The sequence below is a fragment of the Streptomyces sp. P9-2 genome, from assembly GCF_051903975.1.
Lineage (GTDB): Bacteria > Actinomycetota > Actinomycetes > Streptomycetales > Streptomycetaceae > Streptomyces > Streptomyces cellulosae.
In genome coordinates, this window is sequence record NZ_CP192633.1 from 5455840 (window position 1) to 5476224 (window position 20385).

The 20385-nt window shown below is 74.3% G+C and carries 18 protein-coding genes; 8 read left to right on the forward strand and 10 right to left on the reverse strand.

The window, feature by feature from the left end:
- Nucleotides 1-4: 4 nt before the first annotated feature.
- The 3 genes from ACQY0Z_RS24815 to ACQY0Z_RS24825 form a co-directional block, all read right to left on the reverse strand.
- Nucleotides 5-1012 (reverse strand): Lrp/AsnC family transcriptional regulator, encoded by a 1008-nt coding sequence (locus ACQY0Z_RS24815; protein ID WP_439812823.1) that lies wholly within the window; start codon nt 1010-1012, stop codon nt 5-7.
- A 76-nt stretch (nt 1013-1088) separates the two neighbouring features.
- The gene (locus ACQY0Z_RS24820; RefSeq protein WP_439812824.1) at nt 1089-2624 is read right to left on the reverse strand and encodes an MFS transporter; all 1536 of its coding nucleotides are present in this window, start codon (nt 2622-2624) and stop codon (nt 1089-1091) included.
- Nucleotides 2625-2858: 234 nt separating this feature from the next.
- The gene (locus ACQY0Z_RS24825) at nt 2859-3320 is read right to left on the reverse strand and encodes an NUDIX hydrolase (protein ID WP_189899088.1); all 462 of its coding nucleotides are present in this window, start codon (nt 3318-3320) and stop codon (nt 2859-2861) included.
- Between the two features lie 487 nt (nt 3321-3807).
- Here ACQY0Z_RS24825 and rsgA point away from each other — a divergent pair, with 487 nt between their 5' ends.
- On the forward strand, nt 3808-4809 hold the full coding sequence (rsgA, locus tag ACQY0Z_RS24830) for a ribosome small subunit-dependent GTPase A (RefSeq protein WP_439813378.1): 1002 nt from the start codon (nt 3808-3810) through the stop codon (nt 4807-4809).
- A gap of 57 nt (nt 4810-4866) precedes the next feature.
- Here the strand turns inward: rsgA and ACQY0Z_RS24835 are convergent, their stop codons facing one another.
- On the reverse strand, nt 4867-5871 hold the full coding sequence (locus ACQY0Z_RS24835; protein ID WP_347225479.1) for a HEAT repeat domain-containing protein: 1005 nt from the start codon (nt 5869-5871) through the stop codon (nt 4867-4869).
- A gap of 7 nt (nt 5872-5878) precedes the next feature.
- Nucleotides 5879-6562: a HEAT repeat domain-containing protein gene (locus ACQY0Z_RS24840; RefSeq protein WP_189899085.1), complete on the reverse strand. Its 684-nt coding sequence runs from the start codon at nt 6560-6562 to the stop codon at nt 5879-5881.
- A gap of 132 nt (nt 6563-6694) precedes the next feature.
- Between ACQY0Z_RS24840 and ACQY0Z_RS24845 the strand changes: the two genes are divergently transcribed.
- Both ACQY0Z_RS24845 and ACQY0Z_RS24850 read left to right on the forward strand, forming a co-directional pair.
- The gene (locus tag ACQY0Z_RS24845; RefSeq protein WP_439812825.1) at nt 6695-8068 is read left to right on the forward strand and encodes a bifunctional transcriptional activator/DNA repair enzyme AdaA; all 1374 of its coding nucleotides are present in this window, start codon (nt 6695-6697) and stop codon (nt 8066-8068) included.
- 5 nt (nt 8069-8073) lie between these two features.
- On the forward strand, nt 8074-8568 hold the full coding sequence (locus tag ACQY0Z_RS24850) for a methylated-DNA--[protein]-cysteine S-methyltransferase (protein ID WP_439812826.1): 495 nt from the start codon (nt 8074-8076) through the stop codon (nt 8566-8568).
- Nucleotides 8569-8597: 29 nt separating this feature from the next.
- Here ACQY0Z_RS24850 and ACQY0Z_RS24855 read toward each other — a convergent pair whose 3' ends face one another.
- Nucleotides 8598-9080 carry a DUF456 family protein gene (locus ACQY0Z_RS24855; protein WP_254588752.1) on the reverse strand — a complete coding sequence of 161 codons (483 nt, stop codon included), beginning with the start codon at nt 9078-9080 and terminating at the stop codon, nt 8598-8600.
- A gap of 774 nt (nt 9081-9854) precedes the next feature.
- Between ACQY0Z_RS24855 and ACQY0Z_RS24860 the strand changes: the two genes are divergently transcribed.
- Both ACQY0Z_RS24860 and ACQY0Z_RS24865 read left to right on the forward strand, forming a co-directional pair.
- Nucleotides 9855-11258 (forward strand): protein phosphatase 2C domain-containing protein, encoded by a 1404-nt coding sequence (locus ACQY0Z_RS24860; RefSeq protein ID WP_439813379.1) that lies wholly within the window; start codon nt 9855-9857, stop codon nt 11256-11258.
- A gap of 66 nt (nt 11259-11324) precedes the next feature.
- Nucleotides 11325-13070 (forward strand): pyruvate dehydrogenase, encoded by a 1746-nt coding sequence (locus ACQY0Z_RS24865; RefSeq protein WP_189899076.1) that lies wholly within the window; start codon nt 11325-11327, stop codon nt 13068-13070.
- A gap of 6 nt (nt 13071-13076) precedes the next feature.
- On the opposite strand, the gene ACQY0Z_RS24870 is transcribed toward ACQY0Z_RS24865, so the two are convergent.
- Nucleotides 13077-14444, reverse strand: coding sequence for a helix-turn-helix domain-containing protein (locus tag ACQY0Z_RS24870; protein WP_439812827.1), 1368 nt, complete (start codon nt 14442-14444; stop codon nt 13077-13079).
- Nucleotides 14445-14711: 267 nt separating this feature from the next.
- On the opposite strand from ACQY0Z_RS24870, the gene ACQY0Z_RS24875 reads away from it, so the two are divergent.
- Complete coding sequence (locus ACQY0Z_RS24875; protein WP_381726535.1) at nt 14712-15359, forward strand: hypothetical protein; 648 nt, start codon at nt 14712-14714, stop codon at nt 15357-15359.
- A gap of 218 nt (nt 15360-15577) precedes the next feature.
- Nucleotides 15578-16009: an ATP-binding protein gene (locus tag ACQY0Z_RS24880; protein ID WP_439812828.1), complete on the forward strand. Its 432-nt coding sequence runs from the start codon at nt 15578-15580 to the stop codon at nt 16007-16009.
- A gap of 61 nt (nt 16010-16070) precedes the next feature.
- Here the strand turns inward: ACQY0Z_RS24880 and ACQY0Z_RS24885 are convergent, their stop codons facing one another.
- Nucleotides 16071-17117 (reverse strand): DUF2637 domain-containing protein, encoded by a 1047-nt coding sequence (locus ACQY0Z_RS24885; RefSeq protein ID WP_189899073.1) that lies wholly within the window; start codon nt 17115-17117, stop codon nt 16071-16073.
- Nucleotides 17118-17444: 327 nt separating this feature from the next.
- Complete coding sequence (locus ACQY0Z_RS24890) at nt 17445-18317, reverse strand: (2Fe-2S)-binding protein (protein ID WP_439812829.1); 873 nt, start codon at nt 18315-18317, stop codon at nt 17445-17447.
- Between the two features lie 168 nt (nt 18318-18485).
- Here ACQY0Z_RS24890 and ACQY0Z_RS24895 point away from each other — a divergent pair, with 168 nt between their 5' ends.
- Entirely contained in the window at nt 18486-19331 is an 846-nt protein-coding gene (locus ACQY0Z_RS24895; RefSeq protein ID WP_254587523.1) for a GntR family transcriptional regulator, read from the forward strand.
- A gap of 80 nt (nt 19332-19411) precedes the next feature.
- Here ACQY0Z_RS24895 and ACQY0Z_RS24900 read toward each other — a convergent pair whose 3' ends face one another.
- On the reverse strand, nt 19412-20179 hold the full coding sequence (locus tag ACQY0Z_RS24900; RefSeq protein WP_439813380.1) for a hypothetical protein: 768 nt from the start codon (nt 20177-20179) through the stop codon (nt 19412-19414).
- Nucleotides 20180-20385: the final 206 nt, after the last annotated feature.

The window sequence follows — 20385 nt, forward strand, 5'->3', positions numbered from 1 at the left end:
GGATTCAGCTCACGGTGAGCGCCTTGACCCGCCGCAGGGTCAGCACCGTCTCCACCGCCTGGACCCCGGCCAGCGCCCCCACCTGCTCGGTGAGGAACGCGTACAGCTGCTGCGGGTCCCGGCACAGCGCCGACAGCGCGAGGTTGGTCCGTCCGGTGACCGCCGCCGCGAACCGCACCTCCGGCCGTGCGGCGAGCGCCCGCCCCGCCTCGGCGAGCCCGCCGGGGGCGACCGTCAGCCACACCAGCGCCTCGACACTCTGCCCGAGAGGCTCGTGGTCGTACTCCACGGCGATGTGCAGCACCCCCGTGGCGCGCAGCCGCTCCAGCCGTTTGCGTACGGCGGCCTCCGAACGGCCGGTCGCCCGCTGCAGCTCGGCCGCCCCGGCCCGCCCGTCCACCCGCAGTAGCTCCAGCATCGCGAGGTCGGTGGCGTCCGGGACGTACGGCTCGTCGGTGAGGTCGGGGGAGGGCGCGGGGGGCCGCAGGGCGCGCTCCTGCTCCGGGTCGAGCGCGCTGATCTTGCGCAGCCAGCGCAGGGAGTTGCCGTAGTAGGTGTGCAGGACGCAGTGGGCGCTGACGGTGGTGAGGTGGGGTGTGCCCCGTAGCCGTTCGAGGAGCAGGTCGTCGCGCTCCTGCCGGGAGCGGGGCGTGATGGCGCAGATGACCTCGGTGCCGCCGGCGGCGATGTCGACGTAGTGGGTGTCGGAGCGGCCGGCCAGGGTGGCGGCGAGGCGGGACGCCCGGCCGGGGCCGCAGCCCAGCCGGACGATCCAGCCGGCCCGGCCGAGCCGGCTGTCGTCCACCATGCCGGTGATGCGGAGGTTCGCGGCGCCGCGCAGCCTGCGCACCCGCCGCGCCACGGTCTGGTCGGACACCCCGAGCACCTGCGCGATCCGGCTGAACGGCGCCCGCCCGTCCAGCTCCAGGGCCTGCAGCAGCCGCAGATCGAGCTCGTCCAGGGCGGCGGGGGAGTGGGGGCCGCCGTGGTCGGCGGGTGTCACATGGTTCACGGCCCACTCCTGGCTGAGCGGCACCCCCGCGCCGGTACCGCGGGGAGGCGTCTGCGGATCATCGTACGGAGAGGGGTCAGCGTCCCGCCTGCTCGGCCGCCGTCGGCCGCTCGACGGGGCTGTCCTGCCGTGAGACGACCGTGCCGCCGGACCTCACCCCCGGACGCTGCCGCAGCAGCACGACCGCGGCCACGGCCGCCAGCACCAGCAACGCGGACGACACCGTCAGACAGAACCGCAGCCCCTCCAGGAACGCCTCCGAAACCGCGCTGTTCACCGGGCCGGCCACCGAGGCGAACTCCGGCCCGCTCGCCGTGCCCAACCCGCCCTCGCGCACGGCGGCGACGACCCGCTCCGCCACGCCGTCGGAGACCCCCGACTCGGCGAGCCGCCCGGGCAGGGCGTCCGTCGCGGTGGTGGTGAGCAGGGCGCCGAGCACGGCGGGGCCGAGCGCGCCGCCGACCTGGCGGAAGGCGTTGTTGCCGGCCGCCGCCATGCCCGCCTGCCGGGGCTCCACCGCCGCGACGGCCGTACTGGTGATGCAGGGGAACGCGATGCCCAGACCGAGCCCGAGCAGCATCAGCCGCCAGGCGAGCGACCAGAAGGGCGTGCCGGCGTCGAGGGTGGTCATCGACACCAGAGCGGCCGCGGCGATCAACAGCCCGGAGGTGATCAGCACGCGCGGTGAGACGCGCCCCATGACCCGGCCCATCACCACACCCAGGACCATCGACACGATGTTGACGAGGACGAGCCGCACGCCCGCGTCCCAGGTGTCCAGGCGCTGCACCATGCCGAGGTACAGGCTCAGGACGAAGAAGAAGCCGATCAGACCGAGGAAGCTGACCAGGGCGACCAGCGCGGCGGCGGTGAACGGGCGGCTGCGGAACAGCGACAGGTCCAGCATCGGCGTACCGCTGCGCCGCTCGACCAGCACGAACGCGACGCCGGCCACCAGGGCGACGGCGAGCGCGACGAGGGTGTGCGGCTCGGTGAAGGAGGCCGCGCCGCCCTCGATGACGCCGTACACCAGCGCGGTGATGGCCACGGCGGCGGTGACCTGCCCGGGCCGGTCGAGCCCGCGGCCGTGCGCGGCCCTCGACTCGGTGAGCAGCCGCGCCGCGAACACCATGGTCACCAGGGCGACCGGGATCGTCAGCAGGAAGATCCACCGCCAGCCGGTGTGCGCGACGACGGTGCCGGCCATCAGCGGCCCGACGACCATCGCGGCCATCATGCAGGTGGTCCAGTAGCCGATGTACTTGCCCCGCTCACGCGGGTCGGGCACGGCCTGGCTGATGAGCGCGAGGGTCACGGGCAGCAAGGCAGCGGCCCCGGCGCCGGCGAGCACCTGCCCGGCCCACACGACCTGAACCGAGTTGGCGCACAGCGACACCGACGCACCCACCGCGCACAGCGCCATACCGGCCTGGAACACCTTCTTGCGCCCGAGTACGTCACCGACCACACCGGCGGTCAGGATCAACGCGGCGACCGGCAGCACGAAGGCGTCCTGCACCCAGGACAACTGGGCGGTGGACGCGCCCAGTTCACGCTGCAGCACCGGCAGACTGACGGCGACGGTGGGCACCGGCAGATAAGCGACGAACACACCGGCACAAGCCAGGGCGACGACGGCAGCCCGACTCCGACCGCCCACGGCGGCCTGTTGCGAAGCACTCAAGGAAATGTCTCCCATGCGGTGCGAGGGCACCGAGGTGTACGAATGACCTCCGCAACTCTGAACGACGCTGCTCCGTCCGATCCAGCCGGCCCCCGCCGGGCAACGGAAATCCGACATCGGCGCCGGAGAAGCGCGGGATTTCTTCCACGGCTCACGGGTGCGCTACCACCCCGCCTCCGAGTACGGGCGCCCGGCACGGATATGGGCGATGGCCTCACGCGTGTACGGGACGACCCGCTCGGGCAGGGCGTCCGGGTCCCACCACTGCCACGCGAGACACTTGTCCGGCTCCCGCACCTCCGGCACCCCCGTCCAGGCACGGGCCCGGAAGACCAGCTGAAGCCGTGGCCGCCGACCGGGCCCGGGGAGCTGGTGCAGTACGTGTACGAACTCCACGTCCCGCGGACCGATACACAGCCCGGCCTCCTCCTCGGCCTCACGTACCAGACAGAGCACCGCGCTCTCCTGCTCGCAGTGCCCGGCGAGGAAGTGCCATGTGTGCGGCGCGAAGGCGGAGTTGTGATGCCGCAGACCGAGCAGCACGCGCCCGGCCGGGTCCTCGAGGTAGAGATGCGCCCCGACGATGTGCGGCACGGCTCCGGCGCCGTGACGGACGGGGGTCAAGGGGGCGGATCGGTCCTCAGGTGCTTTCGACACGGACTTCCTCTCCGAAGTGGATGTGTGCGCCTCACCTGTGGGTGTAACAGCCGGCACTGACACGGGGCGGTTCGCCACCCGCGCGTTCCCCGAGCGGCGTGCCGGGAAAAGAGATGGCGGGGTGCCGCCGCGCCCTCTAATGTGTGCCGAGTCGGCAAGGCGCCCGTGCAGTGGTGCCGTTCGTGGCGAGGAATTCCGGGAGGTGTGACCGATGGCTGTCTCCGTGACGGGCCGTGCCCGCATCCAGTCGTTCGTCTCGTTCACCTCCGTGGTCTCCGGCTGACCTCGTCTCACTCCGCGCGTTCGTCAACGCGCGCCGCCGGGGCCGCCCTTCGAAGGGTTTCCCTTGAATTCCTCCTCTTCTTCCGCCTCCGCCTCCTCGCACGCCCTCGCTCCTTACGGCTGGGACGAGGACTGGGCGGACGCCTTCGCCCCGTACGCCGCTCAGGGGCTCGTGCCCGGGCGCGTGGTCCGGGTCGACCGGGGGCTGTGTGACATGGCCACCCCGGACGGAGTGATCCGGGCCGACACCGAGTACGTCGTGCCCCGTGACCCCATGAAGGTCGTCTGCACGGGGGACTGGGCCGCCGTCGACCCCGAGGGCGCCCGCCCACGTTACGTGCGCACGCTGCTGCCGCGCCGTACCGCGTTCGTGCGGTCCACCTCCTCCAAGCGGTCCGAGGGGCAGATCCTCGCCGCCAACGTCGACCAGGCCGTCGTCGCCGTGTCCCTCGCCGCCGAGCTCGACCTCGCCCGGATCGAGCGGTTCCTCGCGCTGGCGTGGGAGTCAGGGGCGCAGCCGGTCGTGGTGCTCACCAAGGCCGACCTCGTACCGGACGAGGTGACCCGGTCGCACCTCGTGCAGGACGTCGAGACGACCGCCCCCGGCGTGCCCGTCCTCACCGTCAGCGCGCGGGACGGCGAGGGGACCGACGTGCTCGCCGCGATCGTCGCCGGCGGGACCTCGGTCCTGCTCGGGCAGTCCGGCGCCGGCAAGTCGACCCTGGCCAACGCCCTCCTCGGTGAGGACGTGATGGAGGTCCGGGCCACCCGGGACGTCGACGGCAAGGGCCGTCACACCACCACGACCCGCAACCTGCTCCTGCTGCCGGGCGGGGGAGTCCTCATCGACACCCCCGGTCTGCGGGGCGTCGGCCTGTGGGACGCCGGCACCGGTGTCGGCCAGGTCTTCTCCGAGATCCAGGACCTCGCCGAGAACTGCCGGTTCCACGACTGCGCCCACGAGAGCGAACCCGGCTGTGCCGTCCTCGACGCCCTCCAGGCGGGCGAGCTGCCGCAGCGCCGTCTGGACAGCTACCGCAAGCTGCTCCGGGAGAACCAGTACATCGTGGCCAAGACCGACGCCCGCGTCCGCGCCGAGCTCCGCAGGGAGTGGAAGCGCAAGGGCGCCCTCGGCAAGGCCGCCATGGAGGCCAAGCGGGGGCGCATCCGCTGACACCCCCGACACCAGAACCCCCTGCCGGGTGCCCTCCGCGGCGCCCGGTGGGGCGGTTCAGCCCTGTTCCCGCAGCTCCAGCACGTACCGCGCCGTCAGCGCCACCGCCCGGTCCCCGTCCCCGGTCAGCGCCTTCAGCGTGTCCGTGGCCGCCGGGCCCGGGATCTCGGCGAGGGCCTGCGTCAGACGGCGGCGCGCCGACGGGTCCAGGGCGGCATCCCCCAGGTGGTCCGACAGCGCCGTCACGATCCGGTCCGCCACCTCCGCGTCCCCCGCCAGCGTCCCCAGCGCGTCCGCCGCGTCGACGTCGTTCGCCTCCTCGACGACCATGCAGACCAGCTCCGGCATCGCCTCCGCCACCCCGCGCGCCCCCAGCTCCAGCGCCGCCGTCCGGCGCACCGACGGGTCCGCGTCCCCGAGCGCCTCCCGCAGCAGCGCCGTGGCCCGCTCGCCCGGGATCTCCGCCAGGCACCGCACCGCCCGCCCCCGCACCTCCGGCAGCGCGGACCCCAGCCCCGCCGCCAGCAGCTCCGCGCCCCGTTCGCCCGCCTGGGCCAGCGCCCACCGCAGGGCGCCCGCCACATTCGGGTCCGTCTCGCTGAGCACCGCCTCCACCAGCGCCTCCACCGGCACCGGCGCCGTGTCCACCGACGACAGGGCCGCCCGCTGCCGCATCCCCGCGTCCCCCGACCGCAGGTTCCGCAGCAGCGCGACGACCTGGAGGACCTCCTGCCAGTCGGCCGGTTCCGCCGCGTCGATCCGCTGGAGCCGGGTCAGCAGCTCCGTCTCCCGCGCGATGCGCTCCCGCGTCCGCCGCGCCAGGTCCGCGACCAGACCGGACGGCGTGAAGCCGGGGTCGTCCAGGGCGCGGCCCACGTCCCGCAGCGAAAGACCCAGCGACCGCAGGCTCTCCACGTGGAAGATCCGCCGGATGTCCTCCTCCGTGTACGCGCGGTACCCGGCCGCCGTACGGCCCGTCGGCCGCACAAGCCCCAGCGACTCGTAGTGGCGCAGCATCCGGGGGCTCACCCCGGACCGCCGCGCCACCTCACCGATCAGCACCCCCGCCTCACTCCTCCTCACCGGGAGGCCCGTCCGGCCCCGGCGACACCACGCGCTTCGCCTCCTCCACCGCGTACGCGAACCCCGCCTCAGGGTCGCGCCGCAGCCGCTCCGTCGCGAGCGCGTGCGCCCGTACCCGAGGGTCCGGATGGTCCGCCGCCCCGGCCAGCACCGGCGGGACCGCGAGCTCGCCCAGCTCGATCAGCGCCCGGCTCAGACTCAGCTGCGTCTCCCGGCCACCCCGCCCGAGCTGCGACACCAGCACCCGGGCAAGCTCCGCCGCCTCGTCCTCCGGCGCCAGCAGCACCGCCGTACGCCAGGCGGTCCGCGCCACCTCGTCGTCCGGGTCGGTCAGCAGCGACCGGGAAAGCTCCGGCCACACACTGCGGTCCCCGATCTTCGACAGGGTGTGCAGCGCCTGGCTCCGCGCCCGGGCGTCCGGCGACCGCAGCTCGGCCAGGACCCGCGGCACCGTCACCGTCTGCGGGTGCCGGGTCAGGGCCCACGTCAGCATGTCCCGCACATGGAACACGGGTTCCACCCCGCACCGCTCCACCAGCGGCTCCACGAACCCCGGGTCCGGGTCCGACCCGGCAGCCAGCGCCGCGCGCAGCCGTACCGAGGAGTCGTCGTGCCGCAGTCCCGCGAGCACCCGTGATGTTGTCGTCGTCTCCGCCTTGGGCGTGGTCATCGGAGCACCTCCTGGCACGCCAGTGAAGACCTTCTCACCGTGTCAGGGTCAAACACGCGCACGCGGCGCCTCTCGGACTCCATGTCCGATTTCCGCCAGCCGGGCGCTCCCCGCCAGGGGACACTGGACCGTATGGCGGACGAGGACAGCAGGTACGAGGCGGTGTGCAGCCGGGACGCGCGGTTCGACGGCGTGTTCTTCTTCGCCGTCGAGACCACCGGCATCTACTGCCGGCCCAGTTGCCCCGCCGTCACCCCCAAACGCGCCCACGTGCGCTTCTTCCCGACCGCCGCCGCGGCCCAGGGCGCCGGTTTCCGGGCCTGCCGGCGCTGCCGCCCCGACGCCGTGCCCGGCTCCGCCGAGTGGAACGTGCGGGCCGACGCCGTGGGCCGCGCCATGCGTCTCATCGCCGACGGCGTCGTCGACCGCGAGGGCGTCGCCGGGCTCGCCGCGCGCCTCGGCTACAGCGCCCGCCAGGTGCAGCGGCAGCTCACCGCGGAGCTGGGCGCCGGACCGGTCGCGCTCGCCCGCGCGCAGCGCGCCCACACCGCGCGCGTACTCCTCCAGACCACCGGCCTGCCGGTCACGGAGGTGGCCTGGGCGGCCGGTTTCGCCAGCGTGCGGCAGTTCAACGACACCGTCCGAGCCGTGTACGCCACCACGCCCACCGGACTGCGCGCCGCCGCGCCCCGCAAGGGCCGGCCCCGCGCCGGCGCCCCCACCGCCGGAGTGCCCCTGCGCCTCGCCCACCGGGGCCCCTACCAGGCGCGTCCCCTCTTCGACCTGCTGGAACGCGAGGCCGTCCCCGGCGTCGAGGAGATGACCGGGACGCCCGGCGCCCGCGTCTACCGGCGCACCCTGCGCCTCCCCTACGGGACCGGCATCGCCGCCGTCGAGGAGCGCGCGGACACGGGTGCCGGCGGCTGGCTCGACGCCCGCGTCCACCTCACCGACCTGCGCGACCTGACCACCGCCGTACAGCGGCTGCGCCGGCTGTTCGACCTGGACGCCGACCCGTACGCCGTCGACGAGCGCCTCGGCGCCGACGGCCGGCTCGCCCCGCTCGTCGCCGCCCGCCCCGGACTGCGCTCGCCCGGCGCCGCCGACCCCGACGAGGTCGCCGTACGGGCGCTCGTGGGCCGCGACACGGCCGCCGAGCTGGTCCGCCGCTACGGCAAACGGCTCGACGCGCCCTGCGGCGGGCTGACCCACCTGTTCCCCGAGGCCGCCGTCCTCGCGGGCGCCGAACCCGACGGCACCCTGGGCGCGCTCACCGCCGCCCTCGCCGACGGCGCCGTACGGCTCGGACCCGGCGACGACCGGGACGCGGCGCGGGACGCCCTCGCCGCCGTCCCCGGCCTCGACGACCGCACGATCGCCGAGATCCGCACCCGTGCGCTCGGTGACCCCGACGTGGCCCCGCCCGGCCTCGACGCCCCCGACAGCTGGCGCCCCTGGCGCTCGTACGCCCTGAACCACCTGCGCGCCGCAGGGGAGTTGGAGTGACCCTCATGACGACGACGTACTGGACGCACGTGGACAGCCCGCTCGGGCCCCTGCTGCTGACCGCCGCCCCGACCGGCGAGCTGACCTCGCTCACCGTGCCCGGGCAGAGGAAGGCCACCGTGGTCCTGGACGACTGGACCCAGGACCCCGGGCCCTTCCGGGAGGCGGAACGGCAGCTCGCCGCGTACTTCGCCGGCGACCTCAAGGAGTTCCGGCTGCCCACGCGGGCCGTCGGCACCCCCTTCCGGGAGAAGGTGTGGGCCGCCCTCGACGACGTGCCGTACGGCGGGACCGTCACCTACGGGGAGATCGCCGCGCGCGTCGGGGCGCCCCGGGCCGCCGTGCGCGCGGTCGGCGGCGCCATCGGCGCGAACCCGCTGCTGATCGTGCGGCCGTGCCATCGCGTCATCGGCGCCGACGGCTCCCTCACGGGGTACGCGGGAGGGCTGGAGCGGAAAGTCGCGCTGCTGGCGCACGAGGGTGTGCTGCCGCGGCCTTGAGCGCCGGGCGCCCACCGCTGGGGGCTGCCTCAGCCGAAGAACACCGCGCCGATCCACGCCGCCGCGATCAGCTGGCAGGTGAACAGCTCCGTGAGCAGGCTCCACCCGCCCGACCGCATCACCGTGCGCACCGCCGCCCTCGCCTCCCCGCGGCGGCCGAGACGGATCCGCTCGTGGACGTACACCCCGGCGAGGAAGCCGGGGATCGCGCCGATCACCGGGAGCAGGACGAATCCCGCGAACGAGCCGCCGCCCGCGTACGTCAGCAGTTCGGCGTCCACCCCGCCCTCCCGGAGTCTGCGGGGCGGCAGCGCCCAGCGGATCACCTGCGACAGGAACAGCACCACGGTCGCCCCCACCAGCACCCACCACGCGACCGCCTGCGGGTCCTTCAGCGCCCACCACAGGACCGCGGCCCACACCAGCCAGGACCCGGGCACACCGGGCACCAGCACTCCGCACAGACCGAACAGGAGCACCAGTCCGGTGAGCAGGAGGTCCCACGCTCCCATCTGTCCAGGGTGCAGGAGGGCGGGGAACGGCGCAGATCGGGAGCGGGGCGGTGATTTTCCCGATGCCCCGTTTTCATCCGGCCCGTCCGGTGGACAATTGGGGGCATGAGTCAGCAGGGGGGAAGGCCCGGCGGGCCCACCGGTCCCGGTCCCGAGGACGACTGGTGGGGCCGGCTGTACGACGACGCCGCCGACGACACGGGGCCGGCGCCGGCGGCCGACTCCCTGGAGGACCGGTTCGCCTCGGCGGCGGACGCGGTGGGGGGCGCCGGGGCGCCCGCACCGTCGACCCCGGACCCCGGGGGTGTCCCCGGGATTCCGGTGGTCCCGGGCCAGCGCAGGACGCCCCCGGCGTCCGCCGGGACGCCGTCTCGGGCGTGGTGGGAGCCGTCGCCGCCGACAGACGCCCGTCCGACGTCGTTACCTCCGGACGAGGCCGGTCCGACCGATGCGCCGCCGGTGGCGGAGCCTCCTGCGGGGGAGGCTGTTCCGGCGGGGCCCCCGTCGGCACCGAACGCCCCGGCCGACACGCCGCCCGTCCGGCCGGCCCCGGAGCCGCCGTCGCCCCAAGAGCCCCCGCCCACGAGACCCCCGGCACCCCCGAACGGCTCTCCCGCCACACCAAAGTCGCATTCCGGCCCGTCGGCGCAGCCGGTGCCCGCAGCGCCCTCGTACCCGCCCGGATCGGGCCACCCCGCCGACCCGCCGTCCGCGCCGGAGACACCGCAGGCGTCGGACGCCCCGCCCGCGCCGGAGGCGCCCCCGCACCGGGCAGTGCATCCGAGCCGCCCTGCCGACGCCCCGCCGGCGCCTGAGGCGTCCCCGCACCCGGCAGTGCATCCGAGCCGCCCTGCCGACGCCCCGCCGGCGCCTGAGGCGTCCCCGCACCCGGCAGTGCATCCGAGCCGCCCCGCCGACGCCCCGCCCGCGCCGGAGGCGCCGCCGCACCCGAGCCGCCCCGCCGACGCCCCGCCGGCGCCTGAGGCGCCCCCGCACCCGGCAGTGCATCCGAGCCGCCCCGCCGACGCCCCCGCCGCGCCGGAGGCGAACGTCGCGCCCGAGGCGAACCCGACCCCCACCCTCGCCGACAGCGCACACCCCTCCGGCCCCACCGCCGCCCCCGTCTACGGCGACTGGACCCCCGCCGCGCCGGCCGACGGTGAGCCGGAGGACGGCGGCGAGTCCAGGCTCGGGCCGATCCCGTCCCCACCGCCCTCCCGCGCCTACGTCGGCGCCCGCCCTCCCACCTACGACGCCGAGCCCACCGCTCTCCCCGCCGCCGACCCCGACGATCTGGACGCGCTCGTCCCGGACACCGTGCTGGACGGGGCCCGGTACGGGGCCTGCACCCTGCGTGCCGTCTCCGTGCGCGGGGACTCCGCGCGGTACCGGGGCGAGCCCCGGCGTGACGCGTTGCTGACCGCGCGGTTCGGGGCGGGGGAGCGGGCGCTCGTGCTGGTGGCGCTGGCCACCGGCACCAGGACCGCTCCCGGCGCGCACCTCGCCGCCGCCGAGGTGTGCCGCTGGATCGGCGCGGCGGTCGGCCGCAGCCACGAGCGGCTCACCGCCGACATCCGGGCGGCCCGCCGCGCCGACCTCAAGGCCGGCCTGCACCGCCTCACCGACCGCAGCCTCGGCAAGCTGCGCGCCGCCGCGACCGAGCAGGGCCTCGACCCCGACGACTACGCCGCCACCCTGCGCTGCCTGCTGCTGTCCGCCGACCCCGAGTGCCGCACCCGGGTGTTCTTCGGGGTCGGCCCCGGAGGACTGTTCCGGCTGCGGGACCGCGAGTGGCAGGACATCGAGCCGGAGGTCGCGGAGGTGAACGGCGAGCCGGTGCTCGGCTTCGGCTCCGCGCCGCACGAGACGCCGGACGGCGACCGTCTCACCATGGACCTCGGCATCCCCACGCTCCCGAGCCCGTACGAGCCGGCCCCCGGCCCGCCCCGCGAGCCCTTCCGTTTCCGTACCTCCGTAGCCCGCACGGGTGATGTGCTGCTGATGTGCGCCACCGGGTTCGCCGAACCGCTGCGCGGCGAACCAGAACTCCGCGCCCACCTCGCCGACCGGTGGTCCGGTCCCGAGCCGCCGGGACTGACGGCGTATCTGGCCGACACCCAGGTACGGGTGAAGGGGTACGCCGACGACCGTACGGCCGTGGCCGTCTGGGAGGCGTGAGTCCGCCCGGTGTGAATTCATGGAAACCGTCAGGCATCTCCGGCACCCGAGGGGCAGACGGAAACCATGGCCAAACAGAACATCGCGGAACAGTTCGTCGACATCCTCGTCCGAGCGGGAGTCAAACGCCTGTACGGCGTGGTCGGTGACAGCCTCAACCCGGTCGTGGACGCCGTGCGCCGCAACTCCGCCATCGACTGGATCCATGTCCGGCACGAGGAGACCGCCGCGTTCGCGGCCGGCGCCGAGGCGCAGGTCACCGGCCGGCTCGCCGCCTGCGCCGGCTCCTGCGGCCCCGGCAACCTCCACCTCATCAACGGCCTCTACGACGCCCACCGCTCCATGGCGCCCGTCCTCGCTCTCGCCTCCCACATCCCGTCCAGCGAGATCGGCCTCGGCTACTTCCAGGAGACCCACCCGGACCGGCTGTTCCGGGAGTGCAGCCACTACTGCGAGCTGATCTCCAGCCCCCGCCAGATGCCCCGGCTGCTGGACACCGCCATCCAGCACGCGGTCGGCCGGTCCGGCGTCAGCGTCGTCTCGCTGCCCGGCGACCTCGCCGACGAACCCGCCCCCGACCAGGCGCCCGAGACCGCGCTGGTCACCTCACGGCCCACGGTCCGCCCCGGCGACGACGAGATCGACAAGCTCATCGACATGATCGACCGCGCCGAGAAGGTCACCCTGTTCTGCGGCGCCGGCACCAAGGGCGCGCACGCCGAGGTGATGGAGTTCGCCGGGAAGATCAAGGCGCCGGTGGGGCACGCCCTACGCGGCAAGGAGTGGATCCAGTACGACAATCCGTACGACGTCGGGATGAGCGGACTGCTCGGCTACGGCGCCGCGTACGAGGCGACGCACGAGTGCGACCTGCTGATCCTGCTCGGCACCGACTTCCCGTACAACGCCTTCCTGCCCGGCGACGACGTGAAGATCGTCCAGGTGGACGTGCGGCCCGAGATCATCGGCCGGCGCTCCAAGCTGGACCTCGCGGTATGGGGCGATGTGAAGGAGACGCTGCGCTGTCTCACGCCCCGGGTGCGCGCCAAGGACAACCGGAAGTTCCTCGACCGGATGCTGAAGAAGCACGCGGAGGCGCTGGAAGGGGTGGTGAAGGCGTACACCCGCAAGGTGGAGAAGCATGTGCCGATCCACCCCGAGTACGTGGCGTCCGTCCTGGACGACATGGCCGACGACGACGCCGTCTTCACCGTCGACACCGGCATGTGCAACGTCTGGGCCGCCCGCTACATCTCGCCCAACGGCCGCCGCAGGATCATCGGTTCGTTCTCCCACGGCTCGATGGCCAACGCGCTGCCGATGGCGATCGGGGCGCAGTTCACCGACCGGCACCGGCAGGTCGTGTCGATGTCCGGCGACGGCGGATTCACCATGATGATGGGCGACTTCCTCACCCTCGTGCAGTACGACCTGCCGGTGAAGGTGATCCTGTTCAACAACTCCTCCCTGAGCATGGTGGAGTTGGAGATGCTGGTCGCCGGACTCCCGTCGTACGGAACGGCGATGAAGAACCCCGACTTCGCCGCCGTGGCGCGCGCCTGCGGGGCGTACGGGGCGCGGGTGGAGAAGCCGAAGGAGCTGGCGGGCGCGCTGAAGGCGGCGTTCAAGCACAAGGGTCCCGCGCTGGTGGACGTCGTGACCGACCCCAACGCGCTGTCCATCCCGCCGAAGATCAGCAAGGAGATGGTGACCGGGTTCGCCCTGTCCGCGTCCAAGATCGTGCTGGACGGCGGGGTCGGCCGGATGGTCCAGATGGCCCGCTCCAACCTGCGCAACGTGCCGCGCCCGTAGGCGCGTTCAGCCGCTCCGGGCCCTCCAGGTGCGGTTCAGGGTGTCGTACTCGTAGTGCGGCAGGCCCGCGACGGCACTGGTGCGGAAGGGACGGCCCCGGTCGTCGATCCGCACCGTGCCGGTGCGGCCCTGCGAGGACCAGTCCAGCTCCAGGTGCCAGCGGCAGTCGCAGCCCTCGGTACGGGCCGTGATCATCAGCACCTCGGGGTCCGTCGCGGACACCCGGTACGGCATCCGCACCGCCGGCATCGGCGTCCCCGCGTCGTTCCCGGCGACCGCGCGGGCGATCGGCCGGTCCTTGTCCAGGTCCACGTCGAAGTAGCGCGGGGTCAGCGCGCCGCCGCAGCCCTGGTCCATCGCGTACGCGTTGCCGGGCGCGGGCGCCGAACGGCCTGCCACCCGCACGCGCAGCGCCGTGAGGACGACGGCCGTGTCGGACGTCCCCTGCACCGACAGCTCCACCAGCGTCTCCTTGCCGTGCACGGCACTCTGCGTGGCCGCCCACGTCCTGGCGTCCTGAGGGGCGGGCGGCGGAGGCACCTGGGCGGGCGGCTTCGCCACCACGTAGTCGTGGCCGCAGCCGTACGCCCAGGCGTGGTCGTCCACCGACCAGGTGAGGGGCACCGGCGCTGCGGGCGCGTTGTCCGGGGCGGTGGGGGAGTCAGCGGGGGCCGGCGCCCTGGACGCGGTGCCGTTGTCGCCGTGGCGGGCGGAGGGGGAGGACACCTTCGACGGGGAGGGGGAGCCGGTGGGCGCGACGGACCGCGCGGGGCCCGCGCCGTTCCCTGCGCCGCTCTCGTCGGTTTCCTCCGCGGCCCCGACGGCCCCGCTCCCGGACACCGTCCCCCGGTCCTCCGGCAGGAACGACAGACTCCCGACGGTGGCGAGCACGGCGCACATGGCAGCGCCGGCCACGACGACACGCTTGCGCCGCCAACGCCCCCGACTGGGGCCCCGGTTGTGCCCCACGGGCCCGCTGACGGCGTGGGTATCGTCCGGGCCAGGCTCCTCGGAGTGGCCGGAACCGATCGCTGGGGAGGAACCCGGTTGCTCACCCTCTGATGTCCCGGACGAGGCCTCCGGCCCCTGGGGCGTCTCCGGGGTCTCCCCACCCCGTGGCCGGCGCCGTGCCTCCGCCGCGCGGAGCCACAGGCGGTGCAGTTGGAGGCGTTCCGCGTCGGTCGCTCCGCACAGGGCGGCGAAGCGTTCGACCGGGGCGAAGTCGACCGGGACCGCGTCTCCGGCGCAGTAGCGGTGCAGCGTCGAGGTGTTCATCTGGAGGCGGCGGGCCAACTGGCCGTAGCTGCGGTCCGTACGGCCCTTCAGCTCCCGCAGCAGCGCCGCGAACTGAGTCACCTCGTCCTGTGCCGACACCGGTTCCGTCTCCCCGTCACTCGTCCGAACGTGCCCGAGTCCGCCTCGCCCGGGCGTCCCGGTCCGTCCCAGGCACCCTGTATCCCTGCACGTCACACGGGCTGGGACGGTTCCATGCCGGGGAATCGGGCGGCGACGCTTGCGCCGGTCGTCCGCGACGGCGGATGCTCTGACCACGGCGAACCGCCCCGACGGCCCGGACAGACCTCCCGGCCGTCGCGGCGCACGTGTCGTCCATTCCACCACGCCATCCCACGGGGGTCACCCATGTCCGTCCGTACCCGTGTCGCGGCGCTCGCCGCGCTCACCGCCACCGCGCTCGCCGTGGGCGCGGCCGCCACCGCACAGGCCGGCGCCGCGCCGGGCGAGGCCGCACAGCAGAACGCGTCGGCACAGACGAAGGCCGCGCCCCGGTTCCTCGCGGCGTCCGAGCTGCCCCCGCACCCGACCGGCTGGACCGCCGGCCCGGTCACCGACGGCTTCCCGGAGCAGCTCGCGTACTGCCTGGGCGAGGGCGTGCCCGCGTACGACTACCGGCACCGCCTCTTCCACACCGAGCTGGACACCAGCGCCGTGCAGGTCACCGTGGTGACCGGGTCCCCGGCGAAGGGCAAGGCCCTGGCCGACCGGCTGAACAAGGAGATCCGCGGCTGCGCGGCCCGGCTGGAGCGGCTCTACCCGGAGATCGAGGCCGAGGGCCGCTTCTTCGGCACGCTGCCCGTCGAGGAGGGGGCGACGGTGCACGGCCTGCACACCGAGACGTCGTACGGGGCCACGGACGTCAACCTGCTGTCCGTGGGGCGCGACGGCCGCACCGTGACCGTCGTCGGCTGGGGCCAGATGGGCGACTTCGACGACGCCCCGCTCGCCGCCTTCAAGAAGACCGCGAAGAAGGCGGTCACCAAGCTCTACTGAGGTTCCTGAGGTCCACGACCACCGTGTGACAGCCGGGGTCGTCCTCTCGCCACGGGGGTCGGGAGGACGGCCCCGCACACGATTGTGTGGCCGTTGCACTTCGGCCAACAACGCGTCACAGCCGCTCCGCATGACTGCCGTGTGAACGACCGGGCAAGCATTCCCGTGTAGGTGTTCGAGCAGGTGGGGGAATCGGCATCGGCACGCGGGCGGGGGTCATGAGACGTCAGGCTTCGGCGGATCGGCTGAGGCGCACGCTGGGGCGTGCGGATCTGCGGGCGGTGGCCGAGTCCCGCCGCGCCCTGCGCGAGCTGTTACGCCACCGCTGTGATCCGGAGCGGTCCGCGGTCGCGGAACTGCTCACCAGTGAACTCGTGACCAACGCCCTCGTCCACACCGACCGCGACGCGGTCCTCACTGCGGACGTCGGCCCCTGGGGACTGCGCGTGGAGGTACGGGACTTCACCGCCCGCGAGCCCCTGCCACGTCCGCGGACGGGCAACGAGACCACGAACGGGCGGGGTCTGGTGCTGGTGGATTCGCTGGCAGACTCCTGGGGCGTCCGACGGCACGGCGTGGGCAAGTCCGTCTGGTTCGCCCTCGGCCCGGAGACGGAAGCGGAGACGGACACGGACGCCGACGCGGCGTGAGGGAGGCGGTTCACCACCGCGTCCCCCACGCCGCGCCGCGCCGTCGGTCCAGGCTGACGGATCAGCCGAACTGCTGCTCCAGGTCCTTGAGTTTGCGCTCCAGGCTGTCCAGACGCGGCAGCGCCTGGGTGTCGTCCTCGGCCGTGAGGTCGACCGTCCGCGCCTCACCGCCGGAGCGGCGGACCGGCTGCAGGGAGGGACGCGGGGCGGGGGCGGGCAGGGCCTCCGGCGCCGCTATGGCAGGCTCCGCGGCGACCACGTCGGAGTCCCGCTCGACCGTGGCCTCCAGCTCGCGCCCGCCGCCGCGGCCGCCGAACCCGCGGTGACCGCGGCTGATCGCCTTCAGACGGGCCCGCTCCATGCGCTCCTGGTCGCGCCGGCGCCGCTTCTCCTGCTCCTTGCGGAGTTTGTCCTCGCGGACCTCTTCGACCGCCTCGTCGAGGCTGCGCACGCCCTCCAGCAGCATCAGCGACCAGGCGCGGTAGGTCTCCCGGGGAGCGCGCAGCCAGCGGACGATGCGGATCTGCGGCAGCGGCCGCGGCACCAGGCCCTGTTCCCGCAGCGCGGCGCGACGGGTCTGCTTCAGCGCGCGGTCGAAGAGGACCGCGGCGGACAGGGACATGCCCGCGAAGAAGTGCGGGGCGCCCGCGTGGCCGACGCCGCGCGGCGCGTGGACCCAGTTGAACCAGGCCGCGGCGAAGGCGAACGTCCACACGAGTATCCGCGAGCCGAGGGCCGCGTCACCGTGGCTGGCCTCGCGCACGGCGAGCACCGAGCAGAACATCGCCGCGCCGTCCAGGCCGAAGGGGACGAGGTACTGCCACCCGTCGGACAGGCCGAGGTTCTGCTCACCGAAGCCGACCAGGCCGTGGAAGGACAGGGCGGCGGCCACCGCCGCGCAGCAGAACAGCAGCACGTAGGAGACGGTGCCGTAGAGGGCCTCCTTGCGCCTGCGGCGCTCCTCGCTGCGCTCCCACGAGTCGTCGGCGCTCGTGTCCTTGACCGAGGAGCGCTTGCCGCGCGCCAGCACCGCCACCGCCGCCAGCATGCCCAGGAGCAGCACGGCGCCCGGAAGCAGCCAGTTCAGCGATATGTCGGTCAGTCTCATCTAGGGGTCCCTTGCATTGGGATAGGGCGTAACGCCCGCCATAGTGGCCCAATCCCGGCGGCCCTCAGGGGGTTTCGGGGCAAGAGGCCGCCATCGAAGTGCGAGGGGGGTGCCCTGGGCGGCTTTCTGCTCGAACTGCCGCATGAGGGGCGGGAGTTGAGTTCGAATAAGACTACCCGTACGGGTGGTTCCGCGGACACTTCCTGCGGGCGGTGAGGAAATTGTGAAGTGCTCGTGACCTGGACGGCCGGGCGCGGCCGGACGCCACGGCGGAGCGGCCGGACGATCTTACGCCGTCCGGCCGCTCCGTCTTGCTCTGACCCCTCGTCAACTGGCCTTCCCGACCAGCTCTTTCTCCCGCTCGGGGGCGCGCACCGCGGTCCGCTCCTTGGCGCAGGTGCGCGGGCAGGTGGCGCAGACGTCCGCCGGGCGCAGCGTGTAGAACATGCAGCAGCTCACCCGCTCCCGGGTGGCGGCGGCCGGCTCCCCGCCCGGCCCGGACGGCCTGCGGAACGTCGCCGCGCCGACGTACGGCTTCGTCGCGCCCGGCAGCAGCAGCTCCAGCTCGCGCAGGGCGCGCTCCTCCTCGCCGAGCAGCCCGGCGACGTACCAGAGGCTCTCGACGATCTCGTCGGTCGCCATGCCCCACAGGGCACGGCCGCGCCGGCGCATCCGGGGGCCGAATCCGGCCAGCACCGGCTCCAGGTGTTCGGCGACCGCCGCGCGCACCTCCGCCCGCAGCGCCTCCTCGCCGTGCACGACGCGCGCGCCGGGCAGGGCGGCGGCCGGGTCGTCCGGCAGACAGGCGAAGCCGGCGGGGCGTACGGCCATGCGGCCCACGGCGAGGCCGGGGGCGGTGCGGTCGAACGAGACGTGCGTCACGGGGTAGCGCGGGACCCGGCGGTGCAGGAACCATGGCACGGTGATCAGCAGACAGGCCGGCCAGGCGTACCGGTGCAGACCGAAGCTCGCGATGACGTCCGGGCGGCCCTGCTGTCCGTAGTCCCGCCGCACCTGCGTGTCGTCCCAGGCGAGGTAGGCGTCCAGCCCGTCCCCGCCTGCGGCGAGGTCGGTGGCGGTGACCCAGCCGCCGCCCCGGGGGGCCGCCTCTCCCGCGCCGAGCTCGGTGACGGCGAGGGCGGGGAAGGCCTCCGCCAGGCGGGCGTACGCGTCCGCGACGGCCGAACCGGGCACGGCCATGGGACCACCCCTTCACGTCTCGTGGAGCCGGGCAATACAAGGTAAGCCTCACCTTACCCAACATCGCGGAGATGTGAACTGGCGTCCGATGCGCCTATGGTGCTTGACGCGCGGGTGCCAACCCGCCGTAATGACCCCAAGTACCGACACGTCCGCCAGGAGGACCTTGTGAAGCAGGGCACGCAGGGCTCCGCCGGGACGACGACGGGCGAGGCGGCCGCGGTCGCCGAGGCCGCCGCCAGGACTGCGCGGAGCCGCTACCGGGTGCCCGCCCAGCCGGCCGCCGGGGACGCGGACCGGCGCCGCGACGCCGGCGCCGCCGTCGGGGGGGCCGCGCGCGGCGAGCACACCCACGGCGAGCCCGTCCTTCCCCGCCCCCGGCCCGCCGTCCAGCGGTCGTCCGTACGCGGCCAGATCCTCGCCGCCCTGCGCAGCGCGCTCGTCACCGGCGACCTGCGGCCCGGCGAGGTCTACTCGGGGCCCGCGCTGGCCGAGCGCTTCGGCGTCTCCGCCACGCCCGTCCGCGAGGCCATGCAGCAGCTCGCCCAGGAGGGCGCGGTCGAGGTCGTGCCCAACCGGGGCTTCCGGGTCGTCGAGCGCAGCGAGCGGGAACTGGCCGAGCTGGCGGAGGTGCGCGCGCTGATCGAGGTGCCGGTGATGCTTCGGCTGGCCCGTACGGTGCCGGCCGAGCGGTGGGCCGGACTGCGCCCGCTCGCCGAGGCCACCGTCCGCGCCGCGTCCTCCGGCTGCCGCGCCACGTACGCCGAGGCCGACCGCGCCTTCCACAGCGCGGTCCTCGCCCTCGCGGGCAACCAGCAACTGGTCGGCGTGGCCGAGGAGTTGCACCGCCGCGCCCAGTGGCCCCTGGTCGGCGGCAACGCCCCCGGTGGAGGCACCCGCGCCGAACTCATCGCGGACGCCCACGAACACACGGCCCTGCTGGACGCGTTGATCGCGGGCGACCTGGACGTGGTGCGGGCGCTGGTGGGGGAGCACTTCAACGGGGCGGAGTAGGAGGGGCCCCGTCCGACACCCCTCCCGACCCCCCTGAGCCGCACCCCGGGTTCACCCGAACGAGGCACCCGTCACGGGTCTCACGCCGTCGCCGCGTCCGCTTCCGGAGGAGACAGGCGGTCGGACAGCCAGGTGGGGACTCCGCCCAGGAGGCGGAAGAGGCGGCGGGCCTCCTCGCGGAGGCGGGAGGCCTCCGGTTCCGTCTCCGTGTCCGCCAGGGACACCAGCGCCGGCGCCGTGCCGACCAGGTACCCCAGCTCCTCCCGGATCCGCAGCGACTCGGCGAACCCGTGCCGGGCCTCCGTCAGCTCGCCCTCGCGCAGGGCGAGTCCGGCGAGGTGGCGCCAGGTGGCGGACAGCAGCAGCGGGTCGGCGTGGGCGGTGGCGCCCGCGTGGGCCCGCCGGTACGCGGCGCGGGCGGCCTGCGGGGAGCGGGTGAGGTTCTCCGCGATCAGCCCGCGCCGGAGATCCAGCAGCGGCCGCCCCGGCGCGCCCGGCGCGATCAGCGCGGCGGCCCGGCCCAGTGCGGCACGCGCCTCGTCGGCCCGGTCCCGGACCTGGAACAGCGTGGCCGCGTAGGCCAAGTACCCGCGTTCACAAGCGGCCGCGCCCCGCTCGTCGTCGGTGTGCGCGAGCGCCTCCGCCGTACGGAGCGCGTCCTCCGCGTCCTCCCACCCCGCCTCGGTGTACAGACACCGCTCCACCAGCAGCGACGCCCGCTGCAGGGCGGGCTGGGGGGTGGCGGGGGTGAGCAGTGCGGCCGCGTCCACCCAGCAGGCGCGGGAGCGGAGCCGCCACACCGCCGTCTGGAGGGGATCGTCTTCGGCGGTCGTTCCGTCACCGGACATGGCGGTATGCGCCACGTTGCCCTCCCCGAGCACGCCATCGAGCTGTTGAGTGGTGGCCGCATCTCAGCACGAACCACCGGGCCCGGCCAAGAGGGCGGGTGAAGGATTTCACAAAGTCGTGGGGAGTGGGACGGAACCGCGGAGTCCGGCCCTTGGGCCGGATCGGGGAGGGCGGCGCCCCGGCGGGTGGAGCCGTCGTGTGCCGG

Excerpts from the sequence above, each read along its gene's own strand:
- ACQY0Z_RS24875 (WP_381726535.1), top strand. The coding sequence starts at position 14,712 with ATGTCCGTCCGTACCCGTGTCGCGGCGCTCGCCGCGCTCACCGCCACC.
- ACQY0Z_RS24900 (WP_439813380.1), bottom strand. The coding sequence starts at position 20,179 with ATGTCCGGTGACGGAACGACCGCCGAAGACGATCCCCTCCAGACGGCG.
- ACQY0Z_RS24885 (WP_189899073.1), bottom strand. The coding sequence starts at position 17,117 with ATGAGACTGACCGACATATCGCTGAACTGGCTGCTTCCGGGCGCCGTG.
- ACQY0Z_RS24855 (WP_254588752.1), bottom strand. The coding sequence starts at position 9,080 with ATGGGAGCGTGGGACCTCCTGCTCACCGGACTGGTGCTCCTGTTCGGT.
- ACQY0Z_RS24845 (WP_439812825.1), top strand. The coding sequence starts at position 6,695 with ATGGCGGACGAGGACAGCAGGTACGAGGCGGTGTGCAGCCGGGACGCG.
- ACQY0Z_RS24850 (WP_439812826.1), top strand. The coding sequence starts at position 8,074 with ATGACGACGACGTACTGGACGCACGTGGACAGCCCGCTCGGGCCCCTG.
- ACQY0Z_RS24865 (WP_189899076.1), top strand. The coding sequence starts at position 11,325 with ATGGCCAAACAGAACATCGCGGAACAGTTCGTCGACATCCTCGTCCGA.
- ACQY0Z_RS24890 (WP_439812829.1), bottom strand. The coding sequence starts at position 18,317 with ATGGCCGTGCCCGGTTCGGCCGTCGCGGACGCGTACGCCCGCCTGGCG.
- ACQY0Z_RS24840 (WP_189899085.1), bottom strand. The coding sequence starts at position 6,562 with ATGACCACGCCCAAGGCGGAGACGACGACAACATCACGGGTGCTCGCG.
- ACQY0Z_RS24880 (WP_439812828.1), top strand. The coding sequence starts at position 15,578 with ATGAGACGTCAGGCTTCGGCGGATCGGCTGAGGCGCACGCTGGGGCGT.